General features: G+C 64.2%; 21 protein-coding genes, 1 pseudogene and 3 riboswitches. Of the genes and pseudogenes, 9 read left to right on the forward strand and 13 right to left on the reverse strand.

Annotated elements, in window-relative coordinates; genetic code table 11:
* The 3 genes and pseudogenes from AB4Z38_RS20065 to trmB all read right to left on the reverse strand — a co-directional run.
* Window positions 1-200: pseudogene (locus tag AB4Z38_RS20065) on the reverse strand (lipoyl synthase); the annotation flags it as partial.
* 49 nt (window positions 201-249) lie between these two features.
* Window positions 250-353, reverse strand: a riboswitch (glycine riboswitch).
* A 1-nt stretch (window position 354) separates the two neighbouring features.
* A riboswitch (glycine riboswitch) is annotated at window positions 355-453 on the reverse strand.
* A 481-nt stretch (window positions 454-934) separates the two neighbouring features.
* Window positions 935-1,141, reverse strand: a complete 207-nt coding sequence (locus AB4Z38_RS20070; RefSeq protein ID WP_441431334.1) for a DUF7336 domain-containing protein — start codon at window positions 1,139-1,141, stop codon at window positions 935-937.
* A 248-nt stretch (window positions 1,142-1,389) separates the two neighbouring features.
* Complete coding sequence (gene trmB / locus AB4Z38_RS20075; protein ID WP_441431335.1) at window positions 1,390-2,313, reverse strand: tRNA (guanosine(46)-N7)-methyltransferase TrmB; 924 nt, start codon at window positions 2,311-2,313, stop codon at window positions 1,390-1,392.
* Between the two features lie 77 nt (window positions 2,314-2,390).
* Here trmB and AB4Z38_RS20080 point away from each other — a divergent pair, with 77 nt between their 5' ends.
* Complete coding sequence (locus AB4Z38_RS20080) at window positions 2,391-3,677, forward strand: MFS transporter (RefSeq protein WP_441431336.1); 1,287 nt, start codon at window positions 2,391-2,393, stop codon at window positions 3,675-3,677.
* Between the two features lie 80 nt (window positions 3,678-3,757).
* Here the strand turns inward: AB4Z38_RS20080 and AB4Z38_RS20085 are convergent, their stop codons facing one another.
* Window positions 3,758-5,050, reverse strand: a complete 1,293-nt coding sequence (locus AB4Z38_RS20085; RefSeq protein WP_441431337.1) for an MFS transporter — start codon at window positions 5,048-5,050, stop codon at window positions 3,758-3,760.
* A gap of 27 nt (window positions 5,051-5,077) precedes the next feature.
* Window positions 5,078-6,310 (reverse strand): M20 metallopeptidase family protein, encoded by a 1,233-nt coding sequence (locus AB4Z38_RS20090; protein ID WP_441431338.1) that lies wholly within the window; start codon window positions 6,308-6,310, stop codon window positions 5,078-5,080.
* Window positions 6,311-6,453: 143 nt separating this feature from the next.
* Here AB4Z38_RS20090 and AB4Z38_RS20095 point away from each other — a divergent pair, with 143 nt between their 5' ends.
* Window positions 6,454-7,482, forward strand: a complete 1,029-nt coding sequence (locus AB4Z38_RS20095) for an Lrp/AsnC family transcriptional regulator (RefSeq protein WP_441431339.1) — start codon at window positions 6,454-6,456, stop codon at window positions 7,480-7,482.
* On the opposite strand, the gene AB4Z38_RS20100 is transcribed toward AB4Z38_RS20095, so the two are convergent.
* Both AB4Z38_RS20100 and AB4Z38_RS20105 read right to left on the reverse strand, forming a co-directional pair.
* The gene (locus tag AB4Z38_RS20100) at window positions 7,479-8,630 is read right to left on the reverse strand and encodes an alkaline phosphatase family protein (protein WP_441431340.1); all 1,152 of its coding nucleotides are present in this window, start codon (window positions 8,628-8,630) and stop codon (window positions 7,479-7,481) included. The genes AB4Z38_RS20095 and AB4Z38_RS20100 overlap by 4 nt on opposite strands.
* Complete coding sequence (locus tag AB4Z38_RS20105; RefSeq protein WP_441431341.1) at window positions 8,627-9,892, reverse strand: alkaline phosphatase family protein; 1,266 nt, start codon at window positions 9,890-9,892, stop codon at window positions 8,627-8,629. Before AB4Z38_RS20105 ends, AB4Z38_RS20100 begins: the two co-directional genes overlap by 4 nt.
* 152 nt (window positions 9,893-10,044) lie before the next feature.
* On the opposite strand from AB4Z38_RS20105, the gene AB4Z38_RS20110 reads away from it, so the two are divergent.
* A complete protein-coding gene (locus AB4Z38_RS20110) occupies window positions 10,045-11,529 on the forward strand; it encodes an MFS transporter (protein ID WP_441431342.1) in 1,485 nt (494 codons plus the stop codon).
* Here AB4Z38_RS20110 and AB4Z38_RS20115 read toward each other — a convergent pair.
* Entirely contained in the window at window positions 11,526-12,248 is a 723-nt protein-coding gene (locus tag AB4Z38_RS20115; protein ID WP_441431343.1) for an SAM-dependent methyltransferase, read from the reverse strand. The genes AB4Z38_RS20110 and AB4Z38_RS20115 overlap by 4 nt on opposite strands.
* A gap of 414 nt (window positions 12,249-12,662) precedes the next feature.
* On the opposite strand from AB4Z38_RS20115, the gene AB4Z38_RS20120 reads away from it, so the two are divergent.
* Entirely contained in the window at window positions 12,663-14,387 is a 1,725-nt protein-coding gene (locus tag AB4Z38_RS20120; protein WP_441431344.1) for a DEAD/DEAH box helicase, read from the forward strand.
* Window positions 14,388-14,417: 30 nt separating this feature from the next.
* On the opposite strand, the gene AB4Z38_RS20125 is transcribed toward AB4Z38_RS20120, so the two are convergent.
* The 5 genes from AB4Z38_RS20125 to AB4Z38_RS20145 all read right to left on the reverse strand — a co-directional run bounded on the left by AB4Z38_RS20125 (window position 14,418) and on the right by AB4Z38_RS20145 (window position 17,761).
* Entirely contained in the window at window positions 14,418-15,068 is a 651-nt protein-coding gene (locus tag AB4Z38_RS20125) for an MBL fold metallo-hydrolase (RefSeq protein WP_441431345.1), read from the reverse strand.
* A 36-nt stretch (window positions 15,069-15,104) separates the two neighbouring features.
* Complete coding sequence (locus AB4Z38_RS20130) at window positions 15,105-16,124, reverse strand: aldo/keto reductase (protein WP_441431346.1); 1,020 nt, start codon at window positions 16,122-16,124, stop codon at window positions 15,105-15,107.
* A gap of 75 nt (window positions 16,125-16,199) precedes the next feature.
* Window positions 16,200-16,562 carry a DMT family transporter gene (locus AB4Z38_RS20135; protein ID WP_441431347.1) on the reverse strand — a complete coding sequence of 121 codons (363 nt, stop codon included), beginning with the start codon at window positions 16,560-16,562 and terminating at the stop codon, window positions 16,200-16,202.
* Window positions 16,563-16,564: 2 nt separating this feature from the next.
* Window positions 16,565-16,879 (reverse strand): DMT family transporter, encoded by a 315-nt coding sequence (locus AB4Z38_RS20140; protein WP_441431348.1) that lies wholly within the window; start codon window positions 16,877-16,879, stop codon window positions 16,565-16,567.
* 9 nt (window positions 16,880-16,888) lie between these two features.
* Window positions 16,889-16,954, reverse strand: a riboswitch (guanidine-III (ykkC-III) riboswitch).
* A gap of 147 nt (window positions 16,955-17,101) precedes the next feature.
* Complete coding sequence (locus tag AB4Z38_RS20145; protein ID WP_441431349.1) at window positions 17,102-17,761, reverse strand: HutD/Ves family protein; 660 nt, start codon at window positions 17,759-17,761, stop codon at window positions 17,102-17,104.
* Window positions 17,762-17,894: 133 nt separating this feature from the next.
* Here AB4Z38_RS20145 and AB4Z38_RS20150 point away from each other — a divergent pair, with 133 nt between their 5' ends.
* The 5 genes from AB4Z38_RS20150 to AB4Z38_RS20170 all read left to right on the forward strand — a co-directional run bounded on the left by AB4Z38_RS20150 (window position 17,895) and on the right by AB4Z38_RS20170 (window position 21,166).
* Window positions 17,895-18,491 carry a phosphoribosylanthranilate isomerase gene (locus AB4Z38_RS20150; protein WP_441431350.1) on the forward strand — a complete coding sequence of 199 codons (597 nt, stop codon included), beginning with the start codon at window positions 17,895-17,897 and terminating at the stop codon, window positions 18,489-18,491.
* A gap of 111 nt (window positions 18,492-18,602) precedes the next feature.
* Window positions 18,603-18,953 (forward strand): ArsR/SmtB family transcription factor, encoded by a 351-nt coding sequence (locus AB4Z38_RS20155; RefSeq protein ID WP_441431351.1) that lies wholly within the window; start codon window positions 18,603-18,605, stop codon window positions 18,951-18,953.
* Window positions 18,950-19,423, forward strand: a complete 474-nt coding sequence (locus tag AB4Z38_RS20160; RefSeq protein WP_441431352.1) for an SRPBCC family protein — start codon at window positions 18,950-18,952, stop codon at window positions 19,421-19,423. Before AB4Z38_RS20155 ends, AB4Z38_RS20160 begins: the two co-directional genes overlap by 4 nt.
* Window positions 19,424-19,548: 125 nt before the next feature.
* Complete coding sequence (locus tag AB4Z38_RS20165; protein ID WP_441431353.1) at window positions 19,549-20,025, forward strand: hypothetical protein; 477 nt, start codon at window positions 19,549-19,551, stop codon at window positions 20,023-20,025.
* 64 nt (window positions 20,026-20,089) lie between these two features.
* Window positions 20,090-21,166, forward strand: a complete 1,077-nt coding sequence (locus tag AB4Z38_RS20170) for an ATP-dependent DNA ligase (RefSeq protein ID WP_441431354.1) — start codon at window positions 20,090-20,092, stop codon at window positions 21,164-21,166.
* Window positions 21,167-21,208: the final 42 nt, after the last annotated feature.

Consider the following 21,208-nt stretch of genomic DNA (forward strand, 5'->3'; position numbering starts at 1 on the left):
CAGCACTCGAAGATGTTCGGGCAGCCGGCTTCCTCGCAGACGGTGTGCAGGCCTTCTTTTTTCACGAGGTTCTTCAGGCCCACGAATTCCGGGCCCATCTGGACCTTGGCCTTGATCCACTCGGGCTTGCGTTCGACCGGGACGGCTTTGTTGCGCTGTTCAACGCGCAGCAGCTTACGGCCTTCAGGTGCCAGGGTCATGAGGAACTCCATAATTCAGGTGGCGCGGACGCACCACGATGATTCGGCTCCTCCCCGCTCTGTATTGGACCTGAGAGTTTCCGCGTTTCCGCCTCGCGGCTTGACGCTTGCACCGTCGGTGAGTCCGGTTGCCCGGGCTGCTTTCCAGAGTTGCCTTGCCGCGGCGGTACGTGGGCCTGAGAGATTCCTGGGGAGGATTTGCTCCTACGGCGCCTGCTGAAACGTACCGGCAGGGCTCTCCCGCCGCAGATCATAAGCACGTGCCGCCTTTCGGTGACACGTCTCACATGGTATCCGGTGCCGGTGCGGCACGCAAAGGGCGGGCCGTTCCAGCCGAGGTTCCCGGGACTTGGCTGGGTGGCGTTCAGTGTTTCGCCTTGGCTTCGGCAGGGCCAATACCATACCCCCATCACGCAGTGTCAAGGGTTTTGCTCTTGCTTGAGTGGTCGATACGCAAAATTGAGTGCTCGAAAACAATAAATTGAGTGGTGTTTGGGCTGGGGATTGAGTATTGGAGAACATCTAGAGGTCAAAATTGTTGAGTTCCGATTCTAGAATTCCGCGATAAAGTCCTCCGACCTGTTTAATAAAAGGTCTTGCTTAATTTGTATTTCCTGCATAATTTAATCGTGAAGCATTTGCCTCACCGGGCGCCCCTCGCGATAACACTCGCCGGAGGGCAGTGTGAACCGAAAGTCAAGAACCTTAAGAATGTCCGGTGCAGTTGCCGCCAGTTACTGGTCGCCAGGGCCGAAACTCGCGTGTCCAGGTCCTCTGTTGTAGCGGTATCCGATCTCATAACGGGAGTAGATGACACCTCTGGCGTACTCATGCTTGATTTCCTCGGCGAACTCTTCCGCCTCGTCTTGAGATGCGAAGACGCCAAGCACGGCATTAAATGGTTCCTCTTCATCGTGTTGGACGATCCACACCGCAGCCATGCTGACAGGGTACCTGAAAACTTGAGCGCCTTGACCTTTTTATAACGCCCGGCGGTCTCCCCGGACCATTTTTCGCATAGCAAATAGCAAAGGAGCGCCATGAAGAAAATATCCGTACTTGCCACGTCAGCCCTGTTGCTGGCCTCGTTGTTCGCGGCAGGGCCGTCAACTGCCCGGTGTGGGATCAACTAGTAACTCAAGGAGCCATACAAGCTGGACGCCTTCATTGCCCCACCAAATATCTGCCGCTAGATCCTGCGATAACTAAGGTCGAAGATCATGCGTCCGGCCTCGTGGGCCTTGTTTTCAAAGCTGGTGCGGATGCGGCCATGGAAGCGCGGGGCCCATCCGCCCACATGGTCCACTCCCTCGTTGGGGCCGGTGTGCTCGGTGCTGACCGGTGCGCGGCCTTCCTTGACGGGTGCCCCGCCCACCATGGATTCGACTCCCGATTCCCACACTTGGGTGAGGGGGCTGTCTGCGCCTGTCCGCTCGCCGTCGTGCAGGTTTTCAAACTCGCTGGAGCCGGCAAGGACCTCGCGGACGTGGATAGCGTAGTTGGACCAGTCGGTGGCGATCCGCCACAAGCCACCCTTCTTGAGGGACCGCGCAGCGAGTTCGGCGAACGCGGGCTGGATGAGGCGGCGCTTGTGGTGCCGGGACTTGTGCCATGGGTCGGGGAAGAAGACCCAGAGCTCGCTCACCGAACCCGCAGGGAGCATGGTGGCTAGGACCTCGGGGGCGTTGGCTTCCACGACGCGTACGTTGCTGAGCCCGCGGCTGTTGATCTTGATCATGGTGTTGGCCAGGCCGGGGGTGTAGACCTCCACTGCGAGGAAATCCTTGTCCGGGTTTTCCTCCGCCGCGTGGCACACGGCGTCCCCGAGTCCCGAACCGATTTCGACGATCAGGGGTGCCTTGCGCCCGAACTCCGCTTCGGCGTCGAACACATAGTCCGGGTGCACGGAGGTGTTGGCAACATGCCGAGGAACCTGGATGGCCCAGCGGTCCGAGTGCTCTTCCCACGCCGCCTGGCGGCGGCCCTGAAGGCGCGTCCCGCGGCGCACGAAACTGACCGGCCGGCCGCCATAGGTGCCGAAGGAGGCCTGGCTGCCGGGGGTCACGGGGCGCGAAGACTGCGGGGTTTCAGGGGAATCTGGGGTTTCACTCATCTCCTCCAGAATACCGTTGCGCCGTCAAAGCCCCGCGGCGGAGTCGGCGTATGTGGACAAACTGCCAGAATGGGTTGGTGACCCCCGCTTCAAGCGCCTCCAAGAACACCAAGCCACACTCCGGCATCGCCGAGATCCTCGTAGACGCCGAGATCGACGAGCTTCCCGCCGCCGAGCCCACCCAGGTCAGGACGCGCGGCGGACTCGTCTTCCTGGGGATCTGTCTGGTGCTTATCGGCCTGAACCTGCGGACGGTCTTCTCGAGCTTTTCGGCGGTTCTTCCGGAAGTCATAGCCGACGCCGGCCTGCCGGGCTGGGCGGTAGTTGTCCTGACCACTGTGCCGGTGACCTTACTGGGTGTCTTCGCTCCGCTGGCGCCGATCCTGGCCCGCCGATTCGGTGCCGAGAGAGTATTGCTCGGCGCGATGGCAGTGCTGACAGCGGGGCTGCTGATCCGACCCGTGGACCTCGCCGGAGCGGGGCACTTGCCCGCACTGCTCACTGGAACCGCGGCCTGCGGCGCCGCGATCGCCCTGTGCAACGTGCTGCTGCCCGGCGTGGTCAAGCGCGACTTCCCGCATCGACTCGGACTCATGGGCGGCCTGTATACGACGGCGATTTGCGCGTCTGCCGCGCTTGGCGCCGGTTTCACCTACCCCGTCTTCACGGCGGCCGGGCACTGGACCTCGGCGCTGTGGTTCTGGGTGCTGCCCGCCGCCGTCGTACTTTTGCTCTTCTTGCCGCTGGCGGTCCGCCAGCACCCTGTCCGCCACAACCCGGCTGACGGCGGTGCGAATGTCTGGCGTTCCGCCGTCGCCTGGCAGGTCACCATTTTTATGGTGTTGCAGGCGATGATGTCCTTCAGCGTATTCGCCTGGTTGGCGCCGATCCTGCGTGATCGCGGAATCGACGGCGGGACGGCCGGCTTGATCGTGTCCGTGTCGATTGTGCTGCAGATGCTGGGTTCGTTCGTCGCCCCGGGGCTTGCAGCCCGATTCAGGGACCAGCGCGTCATCAACACCACGGTGGCGCTCATGACCGGCGGCGGCTTCGCCTTGAGTATTTTCGGCCCCACGAATTTGATTTGGGTGTGGACCGGGCTGTTGGGCCTGGGCCAGGGGAGCCTCACGGCCGTGGCGTTGACCATGATCATGCTGCGTACCCGTGATTCGCATACGGCCGCGCACCTTTCCGGCATGATGCAGGGCGTCGGCTATGGCTTGGGCTCCACGGGAACCCTGATGGTGGGCCAGTTGCACCAAGCGACGGGCGGCTTCGCGGCTGCCGGCATCCTGTTCCTCGTCGTGGGATCCCTGGCGGCCTTCTTCGGTTTCCGGGCCGGCCGGAACCGTTACGTGGACTAGCCAACTGACTCGCATTTGTTGTCGTTATGCGAGCTCAAAACGACAACAAATGCGAGTCAGTTGGGTCCAGGCAGGGGCGCTTAGTGGGTCAGGTCCTTGCCCTTGGTCTCCGGGATCATGAAGGCGAACGCGATTCCAATGGCCAGCAGGATCACGGCGTAGACGTTGAACATGTTGGCCTGGCCGATGCTGCCGAGCCAGGTCTGCAGGTACGGAGCCGTGCCGCCGAAGACCGCAACGCAGATGGAATACGGGACGCCGACGCCCACGGTGCGGATCTTGGTCGGAAACAGCTCGGCGTACACGGCAGGGACAATCGAGGCGCTGCCGGCAATGAAGAACAACATCACAGACATCGAAACGGCCAGCTGCCACGGGGAATCCTTCAGGAGCCACGTCATGGGGAAGTGCAGCAACGCCGCCCCTGCAGAGCTCACGATCAGCACGGGCTTGCGGCCGATACGGTCGGACAGCTTGCCCCAGAACGGCAGCGACGCGATGAACGCAATGTTGCCGATGACGCCGGCCCACAGGGCGGCCCCGCGGTCCATCTTGAGGGTGGTTGCCGCATAACTCGGCGCCACGACGCCCCAAATGTAGTAAACAACGGTGAGGCCGACGGTCAGTCCGATCACCTGCAGGGCCTGCTTGCGGTACTTGACGATCTGCGGCCACATCGGCTCACGCTTTTCTTTCGGAGCTTCGGCTTCGAACGCCTCGGTTTCCTTCATCTTGGCCCGCATGACCAAGGCGTAGATGCCCAAGGCGCCGCCCACCAGGAAGGGGATACGCCAGCCCCAGGCGTTCATGTCGGCCTTGCTCAGCACACCGGTCAGGATGGCACCCAGCAAAGTTCCTGCGAGGATGCCGGCGGTGCCGGAAGTGTAGATCAGGGTCGCCCAGAAGCCGCGCCTTTCCTTGGGTGCCATTTCGGACAGGTACGTTTGCGACGACGGCAGCTCGCCACCGTGGGCGAGGCCCTGGATGAGGCGGGCCACCAGGAGCATCACGGAGGCAAGGGCTCCAACAGCCTGGAATGTCGGGGCGATACCGATCAGCAGGCTGCCGACAGCCGCGAGGCCGACGGCGAACGTCATGGACGTCTTGCGGCCGATCCTGTCGCCGATCCATCCGAAGACAAAACCGGCGAACGGTCGGGCCACGAATCCGACGGCGAAGATCGCCAGAGTGGAGAGGACCGCGGAGGTAGGGTCGGCACTGCTGAAGAGCGCGCTGGCAATGAAAGGTGAGAACGTGGCGTAGATTGCCCAGTCGTACCATTCGACGGCGTTGCCGATGCCGGTGCCGATGAGGGTTCGCAGATGGGACTTGTGAACCTGGACTGTGGCGGAAGAGCCTACGGTGGCGGTCATGTCTTGCTCCAAGGTTTGGGGTGGTGGTTAGTTGCCGGCGGCGAGGGTGGCGATGCGGGAGACCGCGAGCTCTGCATAGAGCGCCGCACCGTCGGACAGGACGCCGTCGTCGAACGTGGCGTAAGGGGAGTGGTTGAACGGCGAGTTGGTGTGGTCCACGCCCCGCGGCACGGCGCTGAGGCCCACGAAAGTTCCCGGAACTTCGGCCAGGACCCTGGAGAAATCTTCCGAGCCACTGATCGGCGTGGCCCAGCGGGAGAGCCGGGAATCGCCGAACATGTCCGAGATGACGTTCTCGGCAGTGTGCGTCTCGTCCTCGTCAGTGACAGTCATGGGGTATTCGCCGCGGTAGTCGACGTCCACCTCCAGGCGGTGCGCTGAGGCGATGCCCTTGAGGAGCTGGGGAATCGCGGTCATCATCCGGTCGCGGGAGGCTTCCGAGAACGTGCGGATGGTGGCTTCGAAACGCGCGGATTCGGGGATGACGTTGCGCTTCGTACCGGCTTGCAGCACGCCCACGGTCAGGACGACGGGATCGAAGATGTTGAACTGCCGCGTGATCATGACCTGCAGGGCCGTCACCATTTCCGCGGCCGCAGTCACGGGGTCCTTGGCCGCATGCGGCGCCGAGCCGTGACCGCCGGCACCGAGGACCGTGACGAAGAGTCCGTCGGAGGCGCTCATCATGACGCCCGGCTTGGTGCAGAACTGGCCATACGGCTCCAAGGAGGAGAAGACATGCATGCCGTAGGCGGCATCAACACGGCGGCCTGCGGCATCCAGGACTCCTTCGCGGATCATGTGGCCCGCGCCGTCGAAGCCTTCTTCGCCCGGCTGGAACATGAGGACGACGTCGCCCGCCAGCTGATCGCGTCGCTCGGCCAGCAGGGTTGCGGCCCCGGCGAGCATGGACGTGTGGAGGTCGTGGCCGCACGCGTGCATGGCGCCGTCGATCTTCGAGGAGAACTCGACGCCGGTGCGCTCCTGGACGGGAAGGCCGTCCATGTCGGCCCGGAGCAACACAGCCGGTTTCCGGGCTGGTTCCGCGCCAAGCGCACCGGGAGCGCGGCCGCGCAAGACCGCGGTGACCGACGTCGTGCTTTCGCCCAGGGTGATTTCGTACGGGAGTCCGTCGAGCGCCTTGAGCACCTTTTCCTGGGTGCGCGGGAGGTCCAGGCCGATTTCCGGTTCCTGGTGGAGCTCGTGACGGAACCGGGCGATTTCTCCCTGCATCTCTTTGGCGTCTGCGGCGATCGACATCTGTTCTCCTGTTTCCTGAACGTTTGGTAGGTATCCATAGCCATTGTGGAGTGATTAGCCTCACAATCTTCCAAAGCCATGAAAAAATTCAGGATCATGCCAAAATTAACAAGAATCATGCATCACCCAGGAGAGGATCGCTGATGGAACTCAGTGAAGAGGACCTTCGGCTGATCAATGCCCTCCAGATCTCGCCGCGGATCAGTTGGTCCGACGCCGCCGAGGTCCTGGACGTCCACGCCACCACGTTGGCCTCCCGATGGGAGCGCCTGCGCGAGTCCGGAGCCGCCTGGACCACGGCGCACCTCATGGGCGACCCCAAGCATGCCTGCCTTGCCCTGTTGGATGTGGACTGCGAAATGCACCTCAGGCCCGAGGTCACGGCCGCGCTCGCGGCGATTCCGGAGATCATCACGGTTGAGGAGGCGGCCAGCAACCGGGACCTCATGCTCACCGTGATCACCCAGGACCTGGGCGAGTTCAGCAGCCGGCTATTGCCCCAGCTCAAGGAAATCCGGGGGCTCACCAAGTACCGGACATCGCTCTGCACCCGGATCCACACAAGCGGCTATGCGTGGCGGCTCAACGTCCTGAGCCGGGCGGAGCAGCAGGCGCTGCGCGCCCTCGCCGGACCGGAAGCGCTCAATCCGTCCGCCCCCTACGCGCAGGTCACCCCGCTGCCGGAGAGCCATATGGCACTCTTTCCTTTCCTCGCCCGGGATGGGAGGGCCTCCGCCGCGGAGATCGCCCGCGCCCTGGGACGACACCCTGCCACGGTGCAGCGGCAGCTCGGCCGGGTGCTCGCGAGCCGGATGCTGTCTTTCCGCTGCGAAATCGCCCAGCAATTCTCCGGCTATCCCATGACGTGCCAGTGGTTCGCAAATGTTCCAGCAGGCCAGCATGAAGCCGCAGCCGCCGAACTGCGGGCGGTCAGGAACGTCAGGTTCACGGCCTCCACCACCGGCAGCACCAACTTTGTGATCATCATGTGGCTGCGCTCGCTGGCCGAGGTGCTGGAGATGGAACTTGCCATCCAGCAACGCATTCCCGGGATCGAACTCGTCGAAAGCGTCGTGATGCTGAGCACGGCCAAGCGGGTCGGCTGGATGCTGAACCCGGACTCGACGGCGACTGGCGCCGTCGTACCGACCGCCGCCGTCGGCTTGGCTTAGAGGCCGGCGTTGTAGACGTCTAGTCCGAAGCGGTTCAGCCCAGGGGTGCCTGCGTAGCCGAGAAACGGGAGGCCGAAGGTGTCTTCAATGCTGGCCAGCAGACTGTAGTGGTTGTAGGGCGTGGTGGACGAGGTGCCGCCCTTGGTGAAGGGGGAGATGACCAAAGCGCCGACCCGGCCGCCGCCCTGTCCGACAATCCCGGGAAGCGGGGAGCTGGGCCCGGGGCCCTCGCCGCAACACGCGGAAGCGTCTGATTGGGGGCTGTCGGATTCGTCGAAGGTGATCACCAGGACGCCGTCCTGGCGGAAGGCGGGAGACGAGGTGACCAGCGGAACGTACTGCTTCAGCCAGGCATCGGCGCTGGTCAGGCCGCCCGGCTGTCCGTCAACGCAGGGAGAGTCGTGTCCGTCATGGCAAAGGTTCGGCGTGATCATGGACAGGCTGGGCGTGGTGGAAACCGAAGCGAGATCGGTCTTCAGGGCTCCGAGGTCCACGTTGTTCTTCGCACAGTCCGGCGACCCCGTGATCCCCGCGAAGTAGACAAAGGGGTTGTGGCGGGCCGCGTACTGGTCCCCGACCCTTGCTTTCTGGGTGTCATCGGGTGCGCCGAGGGCCGGGTGGCGGCACGGCGTGCCCATGTCCTCCATGTAGCCCTTCCAGGTCTTGCCCGCTGCCGTCAATTGGCCTGCCACCGTGGGCACATCGGCGGGGAAGACGCAGCCGTCCCCAACGGCCTGGCCGGGATCTGCTGTTCCGGTCTTCGCGAACGGGGAGTACGTCTGGCAATCGGCCTGCATCTGCGGGTTGGGTCCTTGACCGGAAATCTGGGCGACGTAGTTCGGCTGCGAGTTGTGTGCCGTGCCGAAATACTGGTTCAGCAGGACGCCTTGGTTGCGCAGTGTGGTGGAAAGGTACGGTGCCGCCGAACCCGGTCCCCACGTGGTGTCGTACCCCTTGTTCTCGAGGTTGATCACGAACACGTGCTTCGCTCCCGGGAGGTACCCGGAGCTCTGGACGGTTTGGGGTTCGCTCGCTTGTGCCTCCGTCTGCTGCAATCCAAAGGCGATGCAGGAGGCGCCCAGCAGGACGACCAGCAGCACAGCGAATCCGAGCCGCATCCTGGAAATGGCGAAGTTCTTGAAGGTCATGGCAGGGTCCATCCGTCCGCAAGTGCTTTTTGTTTCAGGCCGGCCCACTCTTCCTCCGCCGGCGGCCCGACACGCGAACAGGCCGGTCCGGCGGCATAAGGCGGCACGAGGTACGTGGGAGCGGTCAAATTGGGTCCTGATTGGAAATCAAGCACTTCGGCGATGTTGCGCGCGGCATTGTCCCGAGGCGTCAGGGCTTGAAGCCCCCAGCGCCACTCGATGGCCTTCAGGATTGAGGTGTGGTCGTAGGTATCGTGCGCCACGAATTGCCTGCGGGCGCGCGGAGAAATGACCATGGACGGGACGCGGAAGCCGCGCCGGGCGGTATCCGGATTGCTGTCCGGTGCCGTTTCCGGTGGCACGTGGTCGTAGAACCCGCCCCATTCGTCGTAGTTGACCACCAGCATGGTGTTCGCCCAGTTGGGGCTTTTGGTCACGGCGTTGTAGACCTCCGCCAGGAAGAGCTCGCCCGAGCGGATGTCGGCGTGCGGGTGGTCGTCGCCGGAGGTTCCGCTGGACTCATCCGTGAAGCGCGGATCCACGAAGGACACCGAGGGGAGCTTGCCGGAACTGCAGTCGCTGAGGAACTCGGCGTAGGGCCTGGAGATGCCGAGGTACTTTGTTCCCCAGAGGGCGGTAAAGGGAACGTCGCCGTAGTAGTACTTTCCCTGAACGCCGGCGGCTGCCAAGCGGTCCCAGATCGTGGGCAGGGTGCTGGTGACGGTCGAGTTATGGAGCCTGTCCGTGGCCGCAGAGTGCTGGTAGAAGCGGTTCGGATACGTTTCGGCGAGGGTGGCTGCGAAATAGCGGTCGCAGACGGTCCAGTCGGGACCCGCTTGACGCCAGAAGTCGAGGTCGCTCGAATCGTAGTATCCCACGGCGAATTCATCGTTCTCGCCTGCCCGCAGCCAGCCGTCGTTCTTGCCGTTGTTGAACTGGATCCGGCCGCCCTCGTAGGAATGGTCAGGGTCCGGATGCCCACAGCCCTGGAAATCCGTCAGGTGGTGGGTTGTATGCGGAATGCCGTAGCGGTCAACGAACGTCAGTCCGGCCTGTTTTCCGTCCGCGCCAGGCATCCAGCCAAGGAAATGGTCGAACGAGCGGTTTTCCATCATCACCACGATGATGTGGTCGATGCCTGAGGAACCGGGCTGTGGGAGTGCGGTTGCGGCGGGCACGGTCCTCACGGTGGCGCCGCTGACAAGCGTCGCAGCCGTGGCAGATCCGGCAACGGACAGGAAGTTGCGTCTTGTGAAGTTCACGCCAAGCAGTGCATCACGGAATGATTACGGGAACAACCGATAGTCGGCTATTTAGTACAGAGTTTGCCCAGAGTTAATTTCAGGTGAATATTAATCACTTGAATGGATTTTGAAGGTGGCCCCAAACTCGTTTGGGCTTCTAGGCTGGGATGATGACAAGCCACGACGCAACAGCCGGCATACTGCAACGCCCCTATCTCTTGGCGACGGCGGGTGCCTGTGCGTTGGTCTTCCTGGCAGCGTTCGAATCCATGGCCGTCACTACCATCATGCCGCTCGTGAGCCGCGATCTGGACGGTGCCGGACTCTATGCGTTGGCCTTCGCCGGTCCGCTCGCCACGGGCGTGATCGGCATGGTGGCCGCAGGAAACTGGGCGGACAGGCGTGGGCCGGCCGCCCCGCTGTACGCATCCGTTGCGCTGTTCGCGGCCGGGCTGCTCATCGCCGGTACCGCGCTTTCCATGCAGATGCTCGTGGCCGGCAGGCTGGTCCAAGGCCTCGGCGGAGGCGCCATGACCGTGGCGCTGTATGTGGTGATCGCCCGGGTCTACCCCGCCAGGTTGCATGCCCAAGTCTTTGCCGCGTTCTCGGCGGCCTGGGTCATTCCCTCGATGATCGGTCCCTTCGCCGCCGGCGTGGTTGCCGAGTTGAGCAGTTGGCACTGGGTGTTCCTCGGGGTCGTGGGTTTGGTGGTTCCGGCCTTGGCAATGATCCTTCCCGCCATGCGGGGGGTGCGGTCCACGCCGGACGCGCGGGAGGCGGGCTCCTCGGAGCCAGGCTCCCCCAAGGCGGGCGCCGGAGAGGCGAAGCCTGGAGGCGCCGATGTTCCTTGGGCCTTCGGCCGCATGGGGTGGGCCGCGCTCGCTGCCCTTGCGGTTCTCGGCCTGAACCTCTCCGGACAGCTGCCCGGCGTCGGATGGGTGATTGCCGCCGTCGCGCTCGTCATCGCCATGCTGGCAGTGCGGCCGCTGGTCCCGCGCGGCACGCTCGGCGCGCACCGCGGATTGCCAAGCGTCATCCTCATGCGCGGAGTTGCCTCAGCAGCCTTCTTCGGTACCGAGGTTTACGTGCCGTACCTCCTCACGGAGCGGTACTCGTTCTCCCCGGCATTCGCCGGACTTGCGCTGACGGGATCGGCGATTGCCTGGGCAGCGGCGTCCGCAGTCCAGGGCCGCATGGGTTCCCGGCTCGGCAACGCCCTTGCAGTCAAGATCGGGTCTGCGCTGGTGCTCGGTTCGGTGGTCATCGTCCTCGTGACCACGGTGCTCGCGTGGCCCGCCGGAGTGGCGATTGCGGGCTGGCTGTTCGCGGGCGCCGGGATGGGCCTGATGTACCCGCGGTTGAGTGTCATGACCCTGGCGCTCTCCAAGCCCGAGGATCAAGGCTTCAACAGTTCTGCGATGTCCATCTCCGATTCCCTCGGCGGCGCCCTCTCGCTCGCCGTGACGGGTCTCGTCTTCAGTGCGCTGACGACGACGGCGGGTTCCTTCGCGGGGGTGTTCGTCCTGACGTCGGCCATCGCCGTCGTCGGGCTCGTCATTGCGCCACGGGTCGCGGCCCGGCGGCCTTCTGGTGCTGAACATGCGGTGGACGCCGAGGCGCACCGCGCAGCCGAAGCGGACGACGTGCGGGCCTAGGACGTGTGAGCCCCGGATGTCCGGGTGGCCCGGAGCACGCTGTCGATGGTGGTGGCGTGTTGGCCGTCAGGGCCCGTCACCGCGCGTTCGCGGGAATCGGCAACGTTGATCCGCCACGTCCCCGGACCGTTTGTGAGCGCCTCGACCAAGTCCTCGGGAGTGAAGAACTTGTCTTTCATGTCCTTGTGCCCGCTCCACGGAGTCAGGCCATCCGGATGATGCCCGACAACCAACAAAGTGCCGCCGGGAGCCACGGCCGCCGCAGCCGAGGCCAGGAAATCGCGCCACGGAAGAAGCGGAGAATGCAGGAATTGGGAGGACACCAGATCGAAGCCCGCTTCCGGGTGCCACGAGCCGAAATTCCGTTGCAGCCACGTGATCCGGTCCGGTAGCCCGACGTCGACGGCATGGGCTTCTGCCCGTTCGAGCGCGACGGCGGAGACGTCCACCGCGGTCACCGTCCAGCCATGCTGGGCGAGCCAGATGGCGTCCGCACCCTCCCCGCAGCCGAGATCCAGGGCGGTGCCGGGAGCCAGTCCCTTGGCTTCCGCGATGAGTTGCGGATTGGGATTCCCGCTCCACCTCTTCGCCTTCTCCCGGTAGACCTCGTCCCAAAACTGCGCCGGGTCGGCGTCCTGGTCAGGGTTGCTGTGAAGGTGGGCTCCGCTGTCGTGGATTTCGCCGTGAAGGTGGGCTCCGCCGTCGTGCTGGTGCGTCATGGCTCAAGCCTGCCCCGAGGTGCCCCCGCGAGGCAACGCCTGTACCCACCCAACTGACTCGCAGTTGTTGTCGTGATAAGCCCTCAAAACGACAACAACTGCGAGCTAGTTGGGGGACGGGGCCCGCGTGAAGGACCCCGTGGAAAGGCCGGCTGTCCGCGGATGCTAGAATAGATCTACTTGATGTGCAGTGATGCCCGCTTAGTCCCCGAATTTGGCTTGGTTCCAGACTTGGGAAGTGGGCTTTTTTCATGTGAGAGGCACATCCTGCGTCGATGAACGCGTTTTCTCTGGTCCCGGCCACGGCTTATTGCCTACCGGTCGATCACTGACTTTTTCCTCGGCGAACCCTTGGCCCAACCGGCGTCGGGGGACGATGTCCGTTGGACACCGCCAGAAAGACCCTTGAAACACATGACTACTTTTGCTGCCCTTGGCACGCCCAAGGCCATCGCCGAGTCCCTCGCTGCAGATGGCATCGAAGAAGCTTTCCCCATCCAGGTCAAGACCCTCCCGGATACGCTCGCAGGCCGCGACGTCCTGGGCCGTGGCCGCACCGGCTCCGGCAAGACCATCGCTTTCGCTATCCCGCTCGTGGCACGTCTCGCCGAGCGCGAAGCCAAGCACTTCCGCAAGCCCGGCCGCCCGATGGGACTGGTCCTCGCACCGACCCGCGAGCTGGCCACCCAGATCAACGCCACCATCGAGCCGCTGGCCAAGGCCATGGGCCTGAACACCACGGTCATCTATGGCGGTATCTCCCAGGCCCGCCAGGAAAAGGCGCTGCGCGCCGGCGTCGACATTGTCATCGCCTGCCCGGGCCGCCTCGAGGACCTCATCCGCCAGCGCATCCTGACCCTCGAAGCCGTCGAGATCACGGTCTTGGACGAGGCCGACCACATGGCCGACCTCGGCTTCCTCCCGGTGGTCAAGAAGCTCATGGACATGACCCCTACCCAGGGTCAGCGCCTGCTCTTCTCCGCGACGTTGGACAACGGTGTTGACAAGCTGGTCAACCGTTACCTGTCCAACCCGCTGACCCACTCGGTGGATGACCCCCAGGCCGCCGTCACCACCATGGAGCACCACGTCCTGGTGGTCAACGACCAGACCGTCAAGAAGCAGCTGATCGTGGAGCTGGCGTCCGGCGCCGGCCGCCGCCTTCTCTTCATGCGGACCAAGCACCACGCACGCAAGTTGGCCAAGACCCTGACCGATTGCGGCATCCCCGCCGTCGATCTCCACGGCAACCTGTCGCAGAATGCCCGTGACCGTAACCTCGCCGAGTTTGCCAGCGGCGAGGTCCGGGTCCTGGTGGCCACCGACGTCGCTGCCCGCGGCGTCCACGTCGACGACGTCGAACTCGTCATCCACGTCGACCCGCCCACAGAACACAAGGCTTACCTGCACCGCTCCGGCCGTACGGCCCGCGCAGGTTCCGACGGCACCGTGGTCACGCTGACGCTTCCCGAGCAGCAGTCCGACGTCAAGAAGCTCATGAAGGCTGCCGGCGTCGACGTCTCGTTCGAGCGCGTCACGGCCAACTCCCCGTTGATAGCCGAGCTGGTGGGCCAGGTTGCCGACAAGGTTGACCCGCGCACTCGTGCGGCATTGCTTGCGGCGAAGACCCAGCAGCCGGGCGGCGGTGCCTCCACCGGTGCCAACGCCCAGCGCAAGCGCAACCGCCGTTCCACCCAGGCTGCACCCACTGCGGGTGGCCGTGGCGGTCGCGGTGGCCGTGGCAAGGTTGCGGCTGAGCCCGTGCGCACCGACATCAACCGCGCTGATCGCCGCGCAGCAGCGAACGACGACGTCGCCCGCAGCTCGCGTGGACGCGGCAACGCTGCTTCCGGTCACCGCAACGACGTTCCAGGCGCACAGGGCCAGGGTGGTCGCAGCGGACGTCCGGCAACCGGTCAGCGTGCATCTGGCGGTAACCGCTCGGCGTCGGCTCCGCGCACGGAATCCGCTACTTCCACGCGTACCAGCGGCAACAAGTCCGTATGGTCCTCGAACACGGGTGGCAACTCCGGTGGCTCCTACGGCTCTGGCTCAGGCAACTCGGGTTCCGGCCGTCCGGCCCGCAGCGGCCCGCGCCGTGCCTCGGCTCCCGCGTCGAACGAACGCCGCGGCCGCTAAGCAGCGCGGGGTCCAAGGCAGTCCTAGGGACTACCAGCCGCGCTCGCGCCATTCCGCAAGGTGTGGCCGCTCTGCACCGAGCGTGGTCGGATCTCCATGGCCAGGATGCACCACGGTGTCGTCCGGGTAGGCCTCGAACAGCCGTTCGCTCACGTCGTTCAACAGCGACGTGAAGCGCGCGGCATCGTTCTGCGTGTTGCCGACACCCCCGGGGAACAATGAGTCGCCGCTGAAAATGTGCGCGGGCCCTTCCGGGTCCATGTACACGTAGGCGATCGAACCGGGGGTGTGGCCGCGCAAGTGCACCGCGGTGATGTCGAAACCGTCGAAGTTTCCCACATCGCCATGGTGCAGCAGCACGTCCACGGGCACGGGCAGCGCGTCGGCGTCGTCCACTCCGGCCGAGGTCTTCGCGCCCGTAGCTTCCACCAACCCGGGGAGCGCGCGGACGTGGTCCCAATGCTGGTGCGTCGTGGCGATAAGGGCCAGTTTCGGCGTGGCCGTGGTGTCCGCGGCCGAGTCTTCGATCATCTGTTTGATGGCCGGAAGGTCGTCCGCGGCGTCGATCAGGAGTTGCGCGCCGCTTGCCTTGGCAGTGAGCAGATACACGTTGTTGTTCATCTCGCTGACCGAGATTCTCCGGATGGTGATGTCAGGCAGTGAATGAATGAGTGAGTCCATTCGTCCACTCTACGGAAGCCGCCTGTGGCTTACCTCCTATTCGCGGCCCTGCGAAACCCAGGTGGGATCCGCGGACCGTGAGCCGACGACGGCGTCCGCGGCGCCGTCGAGCACGTCCAGTTGGGCGGCACTCAACTCGAGCGACAGGGCGCCCAGATTCTCATTGATCCGGTGCGCTTTGCGCGTACCGGGGATGGGTACCACGCTGAGCTGGAGGCGGCGGCCCTGGGCGAAAAGCCAGGCCAACGCAACCTGGGCGGGGGTTGCATCCCGGCCGGTGCTTTCGGACAGCTCGGCGGCCACGGCACGCACCGCGGCTACAACCGCCTGATTGGCGTCGAGCGCGCCGTCGGCAAAACGGGGGATGCGGTGCCGGAAATCGTTCTCGCCGAGTTGATCGGCGCTGACGGTTCCCGTGAGGAAACCCCGGCCAAGCGGCGAATAAGGCACGAAGCCCACACCCAACTCTGCCGCAGTCGGGACGACGTTGCGCTCAACGTCCCGGCTCCAGATGGACCACTCGCTCTGCACGGCGGCGATCGGGTGCACGGCGTTGGATTCCCTCAGCTCCTCGGCTGTCACTTCAGACAGGCCAAGGTGCCGGACCTTGCCCGCGCGGACAAGCTCCGCCATGGCCTCCACGGTTTCCACAATCGGAACGCGGAGGTCGCGGCGGTGCATGTAGTACAGGTCGATGACGTCGGTGCCCAGGCGGCGGAGGCTCGCTTCCGCCGCCTGGGCGACGTACGCGGTATCTCCCCGGACATCGGTGTAGCCCTCGCGCGGGTTGCCTACGATTCCGAACTTGGTGGCCAACTGGACCTCGTCGCGGCGGTCCTTCAGCAGCTTCGCGATCAGTTCCTCGTTGTCGCCCGCGCCGTAAATGTCAGCGGTGTCAATGAAGCTGATGCCGGCATCCACGGCATGGTGCAACGTCTTGAGGGACTCGGCGGGATCCACTTCGCCGTATACGGGCGTGAGTGCCATTCCGCCGAAACCGAGGGGGCTGACGGTCAGGCCATCGCCGAGCTGTACATTCGTGGTTTCCGGGTTCATGGTAGTTCTCCTTCGCCGAGTGTTTGTCTCATTGCTGGCAACTTCGTGGGCCGGGGGAGTATTCCGGTGCCTTTGTCAAAGCTCAGCTGGTTCGGCCACTTCCACCGCTTCAGTGGGAAGGGCCTTCAACTCGGCCGCGCAACCCACGATTCCGGCAATGAACAGCAGCTTGCGCGGACTGGCCGGTTCGACGCCGGTAGCCATCGCCCAGCCGACCGTCAGTGCGGCCCCAATCCCCACCCAGACGGCGTAGGCCGTACCCAGGGGAATCCGCTTCACCGCGATGCCGAGGCCGATCATGCTGAGGCTTGCAGTGACGGTGAAGACCACGGTGGGGAGGGCTTGGCTGAAGCCGTCGGACAGTCCAAGGGCCGTCGCCCACACAGCTTCGAGCACGGCGGAGGCGAGCAATATGGCCCATGCGAACTTGGCGGACATGGCTACGCCACCACCTTCAAGCCGACCACGCACACACCGATCCCGGCGAGCAGGAGCAGCCGGGCCGCCGTCGGGCGCTCAACTTTGGTGATCATCGCGTAAGCGGCCGTGAGGACGACGCCGACTCCCACCCACACGGCATACGCGGTTCCGGTGGGAATGGATTGCATCGCGAAGGCCAGTCCGGCGGTACTCGCAACAACAGTGACGAGGAAGACGGCGGAGGGCAGCAGTTTGCGGAAGCCGTTGGAACGGTGGAGCGCTGCGGCCCAGACGGCCTCGAGCGCGCCGGACAGAATGAGGATTAACCACGACATGACAGATCCTTTGGCCAGTCTTGTCGCGTGCCGGGTACTGAACCGTCGTCCGGAGGTCCCTGTGCGGGCCTTCCCTCGAGGCTAGCAAAGCCCGGCGCCGGGTGGCCAGCTTTGGTGGCGAGCCTCACCATGGGACATGCGCAGTCGCGAGCTTAAGCGAGGGACATGTCCAGCGTTGGGCTCAGCGAACGCGCATGTTGGCATTATGTCCAGTGCAGGGACTTAGGAGTGCGCATGCTCCACGCGGTCGATGGAGATGACGGCGAGGAATCCACGGCCCAGGATTTCCGGGCTCCGCGTGTCGGAACCTACTACGGCGTCGTAGCGGGCGAGTTCGACGGGCTCGGCGGTCGGCGCGGCAGCCTCCCCGACTGAGCCGTCCGCGGGTGCCGGTTCCGCTGGCTCCGCCGTTTCCCCGGGCTCCGCGCCGGGACTAACTGAAGCCTTGCCTTCCAGAAGGACTGCCAACTGGCCTTCGAACACAGGGTGTGCGCGCTTTTTGGAGAGCTCGATGATGGACGTGTAGCCCTTGAATTCGCCGGCCCGGGCGATCACGTTGAGGTCCCGGATGTCGCCGGTCGGGAGTGCGCTGGCCGAAGCCGCCTCGCCCGAAAACCGGAAGGGCCGGTACTTTTCCAATGGGTGCTCTTCGCCGTCCACCGTGAGCAGCAGCAATTCGCCGTCGATCACCGTGATGACGCGCTCCATCCCCGGGAACGTCGAGAAATCGCCGGCCGATCCGACGTCGGCGATGCTGACCCGCCAGTCCCACGCTCCGTCTTGAGCCGACGCCGCTTTCGGATGGCTGGCGAGTTCGCGGGTCACCCCGCCTCCGTTGCGCCATGGTTCGGGTTTGAGCTCGGCAAAGCGGATGATCTCCATGCGCTCCAGCCTAGCCCGAGCCAACCTTTGGCCGGCTGAACGCTCGCGTAACATCGGTGCAATCTTGGTACGGTTCAACAATCCCGGGGGCCCTTGCTAACGTCGTAGGAAGGTAAACGGTTGGAGGCGCGGAATGTTCGTCAAAGTGTGCGGTTTGAGCACGCCTGAATCCGTGCTGGCCGCCGTCGAGTCCGGCGCAGACGCTGTGGGTTTCGTGCTGACGAAGAGTCCGCGCGAGGTATCCCCTGACCGTGCCCGAGACTTGCTGGTCCATGTCCCGGAAGGTGTCGCCGCCGTCGGGGTCTTCCGCCGCGAGGCGGCCGCCGACGCCGTCGCAACCGCCAGTGAAGCCGGTCTCAAATGGGTCCAGCTGCACGGAAGCCGCTCGCCGGAAGACGTTAAGACCGTGCACGACGCCGGCATGCAGCTCATCCGGGCCGTCACCATGGGTGCCGCTCCGGACGAGTTCGAGGAGTGGGGCGAGGAACTGCTCCTGATCGACGCCGCAGTGCCGGGTTCGGGCGAGGCGTGGGACTATTCCTCGGTCCGGAAACTGGGCCTTGGTGCGCGCCACTGGTTGTTGGCTGGCGGGTTGACCCCTTCCAATGTCGGAGCCGCGGCGCTCGAAGCCGAGGCCTGGGGCGTCGACGTGTCCAGCGGCGTCGAGTCCTCGCGTGGGGTGAAGGACCTCGACCTCGTTCGCGCCTTCGTCCGAGCCGCAAAAGCCTGACGTCCCAAAAGTGAGCGGGCGTCCCAAGAGACCCTTGACAGCCGCCGCTCGCCGTCGCATATTTAACACGTCGACTAATTAACCGATGTGTTAAATATTAAGGCGCCAGTGATGTCCGCAGACCGGCTCAGTCTCATCTTCTCGGCTCTTGCCGACCCCACCCGAAGGGCCATTCTGGCCCGGCTTTCGGAGGGTGAGGCCACCGTGAATGAGCTTGCCGAACCGTTCGACATCAGCCTTCCTGCCGTCTCGCGGCATCTCAAGGTCCTGGAAAATGCAGGGCTGATCAGCCGGAGCCGGAATGCGCAATGGAGGTCTTCCAAATTGGAAGCGGAACCACTGCGCGAAGCCACCGAATGGATGGACAAATACAGGCGTTTCTGGGATGCCAGCTTTATCCGCCTCGACGCCCACCTACGCAAGATTCAGAACGATTCAAAGGATCCAGGAGTCAAGCAATGAACACGGAACAGCACGTCCTTACCATGACCCGCGAATTCGATGCCCCACGCGAGCTCGTCTTCCAAGCCTTCGTTGACCCCGACCAGCTCGCGGCATGGTTCGGGCCGGTGGGCGTGGATTCGCCGCGCGACCGGATAGCCGTCGACCCCCGGGTGGGCGGAATCTGGCAGCTCGTCATGACCTGGGACGAGAACGGCGTTGCCAAGGAATCACCTATCGACGCAGTCATCACCGCGTATGATCCGCCCGCCCTGCTGGTCGCCACCCAGAAAGCAGAGCCCGACGCCGGGATCACACTTTTGCTGGAAATGCGCCTTGAGTTCGAGGTACTGGACGGCGGCCGCACACGGCTTCATCTCACACAGGGTCCCTTCGACTCGGACGAATGGGTGGAAATGACCCGCGAAGGATGGGGCACCTCGTTCACCAAACTGGACACCTTGCTGGTGCGGGAAGAGGGAGCGGCCTAAAAGGGGTCCGAAGTCAACTTGGAAGGTCCGGGCCCATTCGGGCTACACTCCACGGCGGGGACAGAATGCCATTGCTCTGGAGACCGAACGGTTCCGGAGACAGACGATCAAGCAGAATGCGACCTTTGAAAATCCTTTCCAAAACTCTTAACGGTCCTATCCGATACCTGACAGTCGCCCTCTTCGCCGCACTGGCGCTGTCCGGCTGCTCCACACAGGGCGGGGGCTCCGCCGCGGCGGGCACGCCGTCGTCCTCTTCTGCGGGCGACTCCGCAACCGCAAGCGCAAGCCCAACTCCTTCATCGGGGCCATTCGGGGGCTTCGCCTCGGCAGCCGAAATGTGCTCCACCATCTCTAAAGAAGCGACGGGAGCTTCGTTGCTGCCAATGTCTGCGGCGCAGGGAAAGACCGCCGAGCTGGAGCAATACAAGGCAGAGCTGGCCGCCACGGCGGATCGTGTCCCGGACGCGCTCAAGGCTGATTTCACTGATCTCAAGGACACTGCGATCGCAGGCCTGAAAGACCAGACCGTCTACTCGAGCGGCAAGTTCGAAAAGGCGATGGCTCCCGTTACCACGTGGCTGAGCGCCAACTGCAAGTAGTCCTTTATCCACTTAATCGAACGAACAGGTAGCGCGGTCCCGGTGCCGCGGCAAGAATGGCTTCATGCAGCTGCCAGTCATGCCCCCTGTCGCGCCCATGCTTGCCAAGGCGGTTGGCGCCATCCCTGACGGCGCCATGAGCTACGAGCCTAAATGGGATGGTTTCCGCTCTATCGTTTTTCGTGACGGTGACGACGTCGAAATCGGTAGTCGCAACGAGAAGCCCATGAACCGGTACTTCCCGGAGCTCATCGAGGCGTTGAAGGCAAACCTGCCGGAACGCTGCGTCCTCGACGGCGAGATCATCCTGGTCGGCAGCTCCGGTGACCGCTTGGACTTTGAAGCCCTCCAGCAACGCATCCATCCGGCAGCCAGCAGGGTCAAGCTGTTGTCCGAGCAGACGCCGGCGAAATTCGTGGCCTTCGACCTGCTCGCCCTTGGCGATGAGGACTTCACGGGACGGCCCTTCGCCGAACGGCGGGCAGCGCTTGAACAAGCACTCGCAGACGCCGCCGCGCCCATCCACCTCACCGCGGCAACCCGGGACAAGGGAACGGCGGAGCAGTGGTTCAACCAGTTCGAGGGTGCAGGCCTGGACGGCCTGCTCGCCAAGCCGCTGGATGGTACCTACCAACCGGACAAGCGCGTGATGTTCAAGGTCAAACACCAACGGACCGCCGACTGCGTTGTGGCCGGCTACCGGGTTCATAAGACCGGTGACGACCTTGTTGGCTCGCTATTGTTGGGGCTTTATGACGACGGCGGCCGGCTTTCCAACGTGGGCGTGGTGGGTTCTTTCTCGATGCACAGACGCAAGGAACTGTTCGACGAACTCCAACCCCACGTGACTGGGTTCGATGGGCATCCCTGGGCATGGGCCGAGCAGGAGGAAGGCAGCCGGACACCCCGCAACGCCGAAGGCAGCCGCTGGAGCGCAGGGAAGGACCTGTCGTTCACGCCCCTGCGGCCAGAACTCGTTGTGGAAGTGGCTTACGACCATATGGAAGGGGAGCGGTTCAGGCACACCACGCAGTTCGTGCGGTGGCGGCCGGACAGGGATCCGGAGTCGTGCACTTATGAGCAGCTTGAGGAACCCGTGAAGTTCGATTTGTCAGCGGTCCTGGACACCGGGAAACGATAAATCAGGGGGATTTCAGGGCGAACCCCTAGGCCCAGGCCGCGT

This window comes from Arthrobacter sp. 2RAF6, assembly GCF_052115205.1.
Classification (GTDB): domain Bacteria; phylum Actinomycetota; class Actinomycetes; order Actinomycetales; family Micrococcaceae; genus Arthrobacter.

Excerpts from the sequence above, each read along its gene's own strand:
- AB4Z38_RS20070 (WP_441431334.1), bottom strand. The coding sequence starts at position 1,141 with ATGGCTGCGGTGTGGATCGTCCAACACGATGAAGAGGAACCATTTAAT.
- trmB (WP_441431335.1), bottom strand. The coding sequence starts at position 2,313 with ATGAGTGAAACCCCAGATTCCCCTGAAACCCCGCAGTCTTCGCGCCCC.
- AB4Z38_RS20085 (WP_441431337.1), bottom strand. The coding sequence starts at position 5,050 with ATGACCGCCACCGTAGGCTCTTCCGCCACAGTCCAGGTTCACAAGTCC.
- AB4Z38_RS20090 (WP_441431338.1), bottom strand. The coding sequence starts at position 6,310 with ATGTCGATCGCCGCAGACGCCAAAGAGATGCAGGGAGAAATCGCCCGG.
- AB4Z38_RS20095 (WP_441431339.1), top strand. The coding sequence starts at position 6,454 with ATGGAACTCAGTGAAGAGGACCTTCGGCTGATCAATGCCCTCCAGATC.
- AB4Z38_RS20100 (WP_441431340.1), bottom strand. The coding sequence starts at position 8,630 with ATGACCTTCAAGAACTTCGCCATTTCCAGGATGCGGCTCGGATTCGCT.
- AB4Z38_RS20110 (WP_441431342.1), top strand. The coding sequence starts at position 10,045 with ATGACAAGCCACGACGCAACAGCCGGCATACTGCAACGCCCCTATCTC.
- AB4Z38_RS20115 (WP_441431343.1), bottom strand. The coding sequence starts at position 12,248 with ATGACGCACCAGCACGACGGCGGAGCCCACCTTCACGGCGAAATCCAC.
- AB4Z38_RS20120 (WP_441431344.1), top strand. The coding sequence starts at position 12,663 with ATGACTACTTTTGCTGCCCTTGGCACGCCCAAGGCCATCGCCGAGTCC.
- AB4Z38_RS20125 (WP_441431345.1), bottom strand. The coding sequence starts at position 15,068 with ATGGACTCACTCATTCATTCACTGCCTGACATCACCATCCGGAGAATC.
- AB4Z38_RS20130 (WP_441431346.1), bottom strand. The coding sequence starts at position 16,124 with ATGAACCCGGAAACCACGAATGTACAGCTCGGCGATGGCCTGACCGTC.
- AB4Z38_RS20135 (WP_441431347.1), bottom strand. The coding sequence starts at position 16,562 with ATGTCCGCCAAGTTCGCATGGGCCATATTGCTCGCCTCCGCCGTGCTC.
- AB4Z38_RS20140 (WP_441431348.1), bottom strand. The coding sequence starts at position 16,879 with ATGTCGTGGTTAATCCTCATTCTGTCCGGCGCGCTCGAGGCCGTCTGG.
- AB4Z38_RS20145 (WP_441431349.1), bottom strand. The coding sequence starts at position 17,761 with ATGGAGATCATCCGCTTTGCCGAGCTCAAACCCGAACCATGGCGCAAC.
- AB4Z38_RS20150 (WP_441431350.1), top strand. The coding sequence starts at position 17,895 with ATGTTCGTCAAAGTGTGCGGTTTGAGCACGCCTGAATCCGTGCTGGCC.
- AB4Z38_RS20155 (WP_441431351.1), top strand. The coding sequence starts at position 18,603 with ATGTCCGCAGACCGGCTCAGTCTCATCTTCTCGGCTCTTGCCGACCCC.
- AB4Z38_RS20160 (WP_441431352.1), top strand. The coding sequence starts at position 18,950 with ATGAACACGGAACAGCACGTCCTTACCATGACCCGCGAATTCGATGCC.
- AB4Z38_RS20170 (WP_441431354.1), top strand. The coding sequence starts at position 20,090 with ATGCAGCTGCCAGTCATGCCCCCTGTCGCGCCCATGCTTGCCAAGGCG.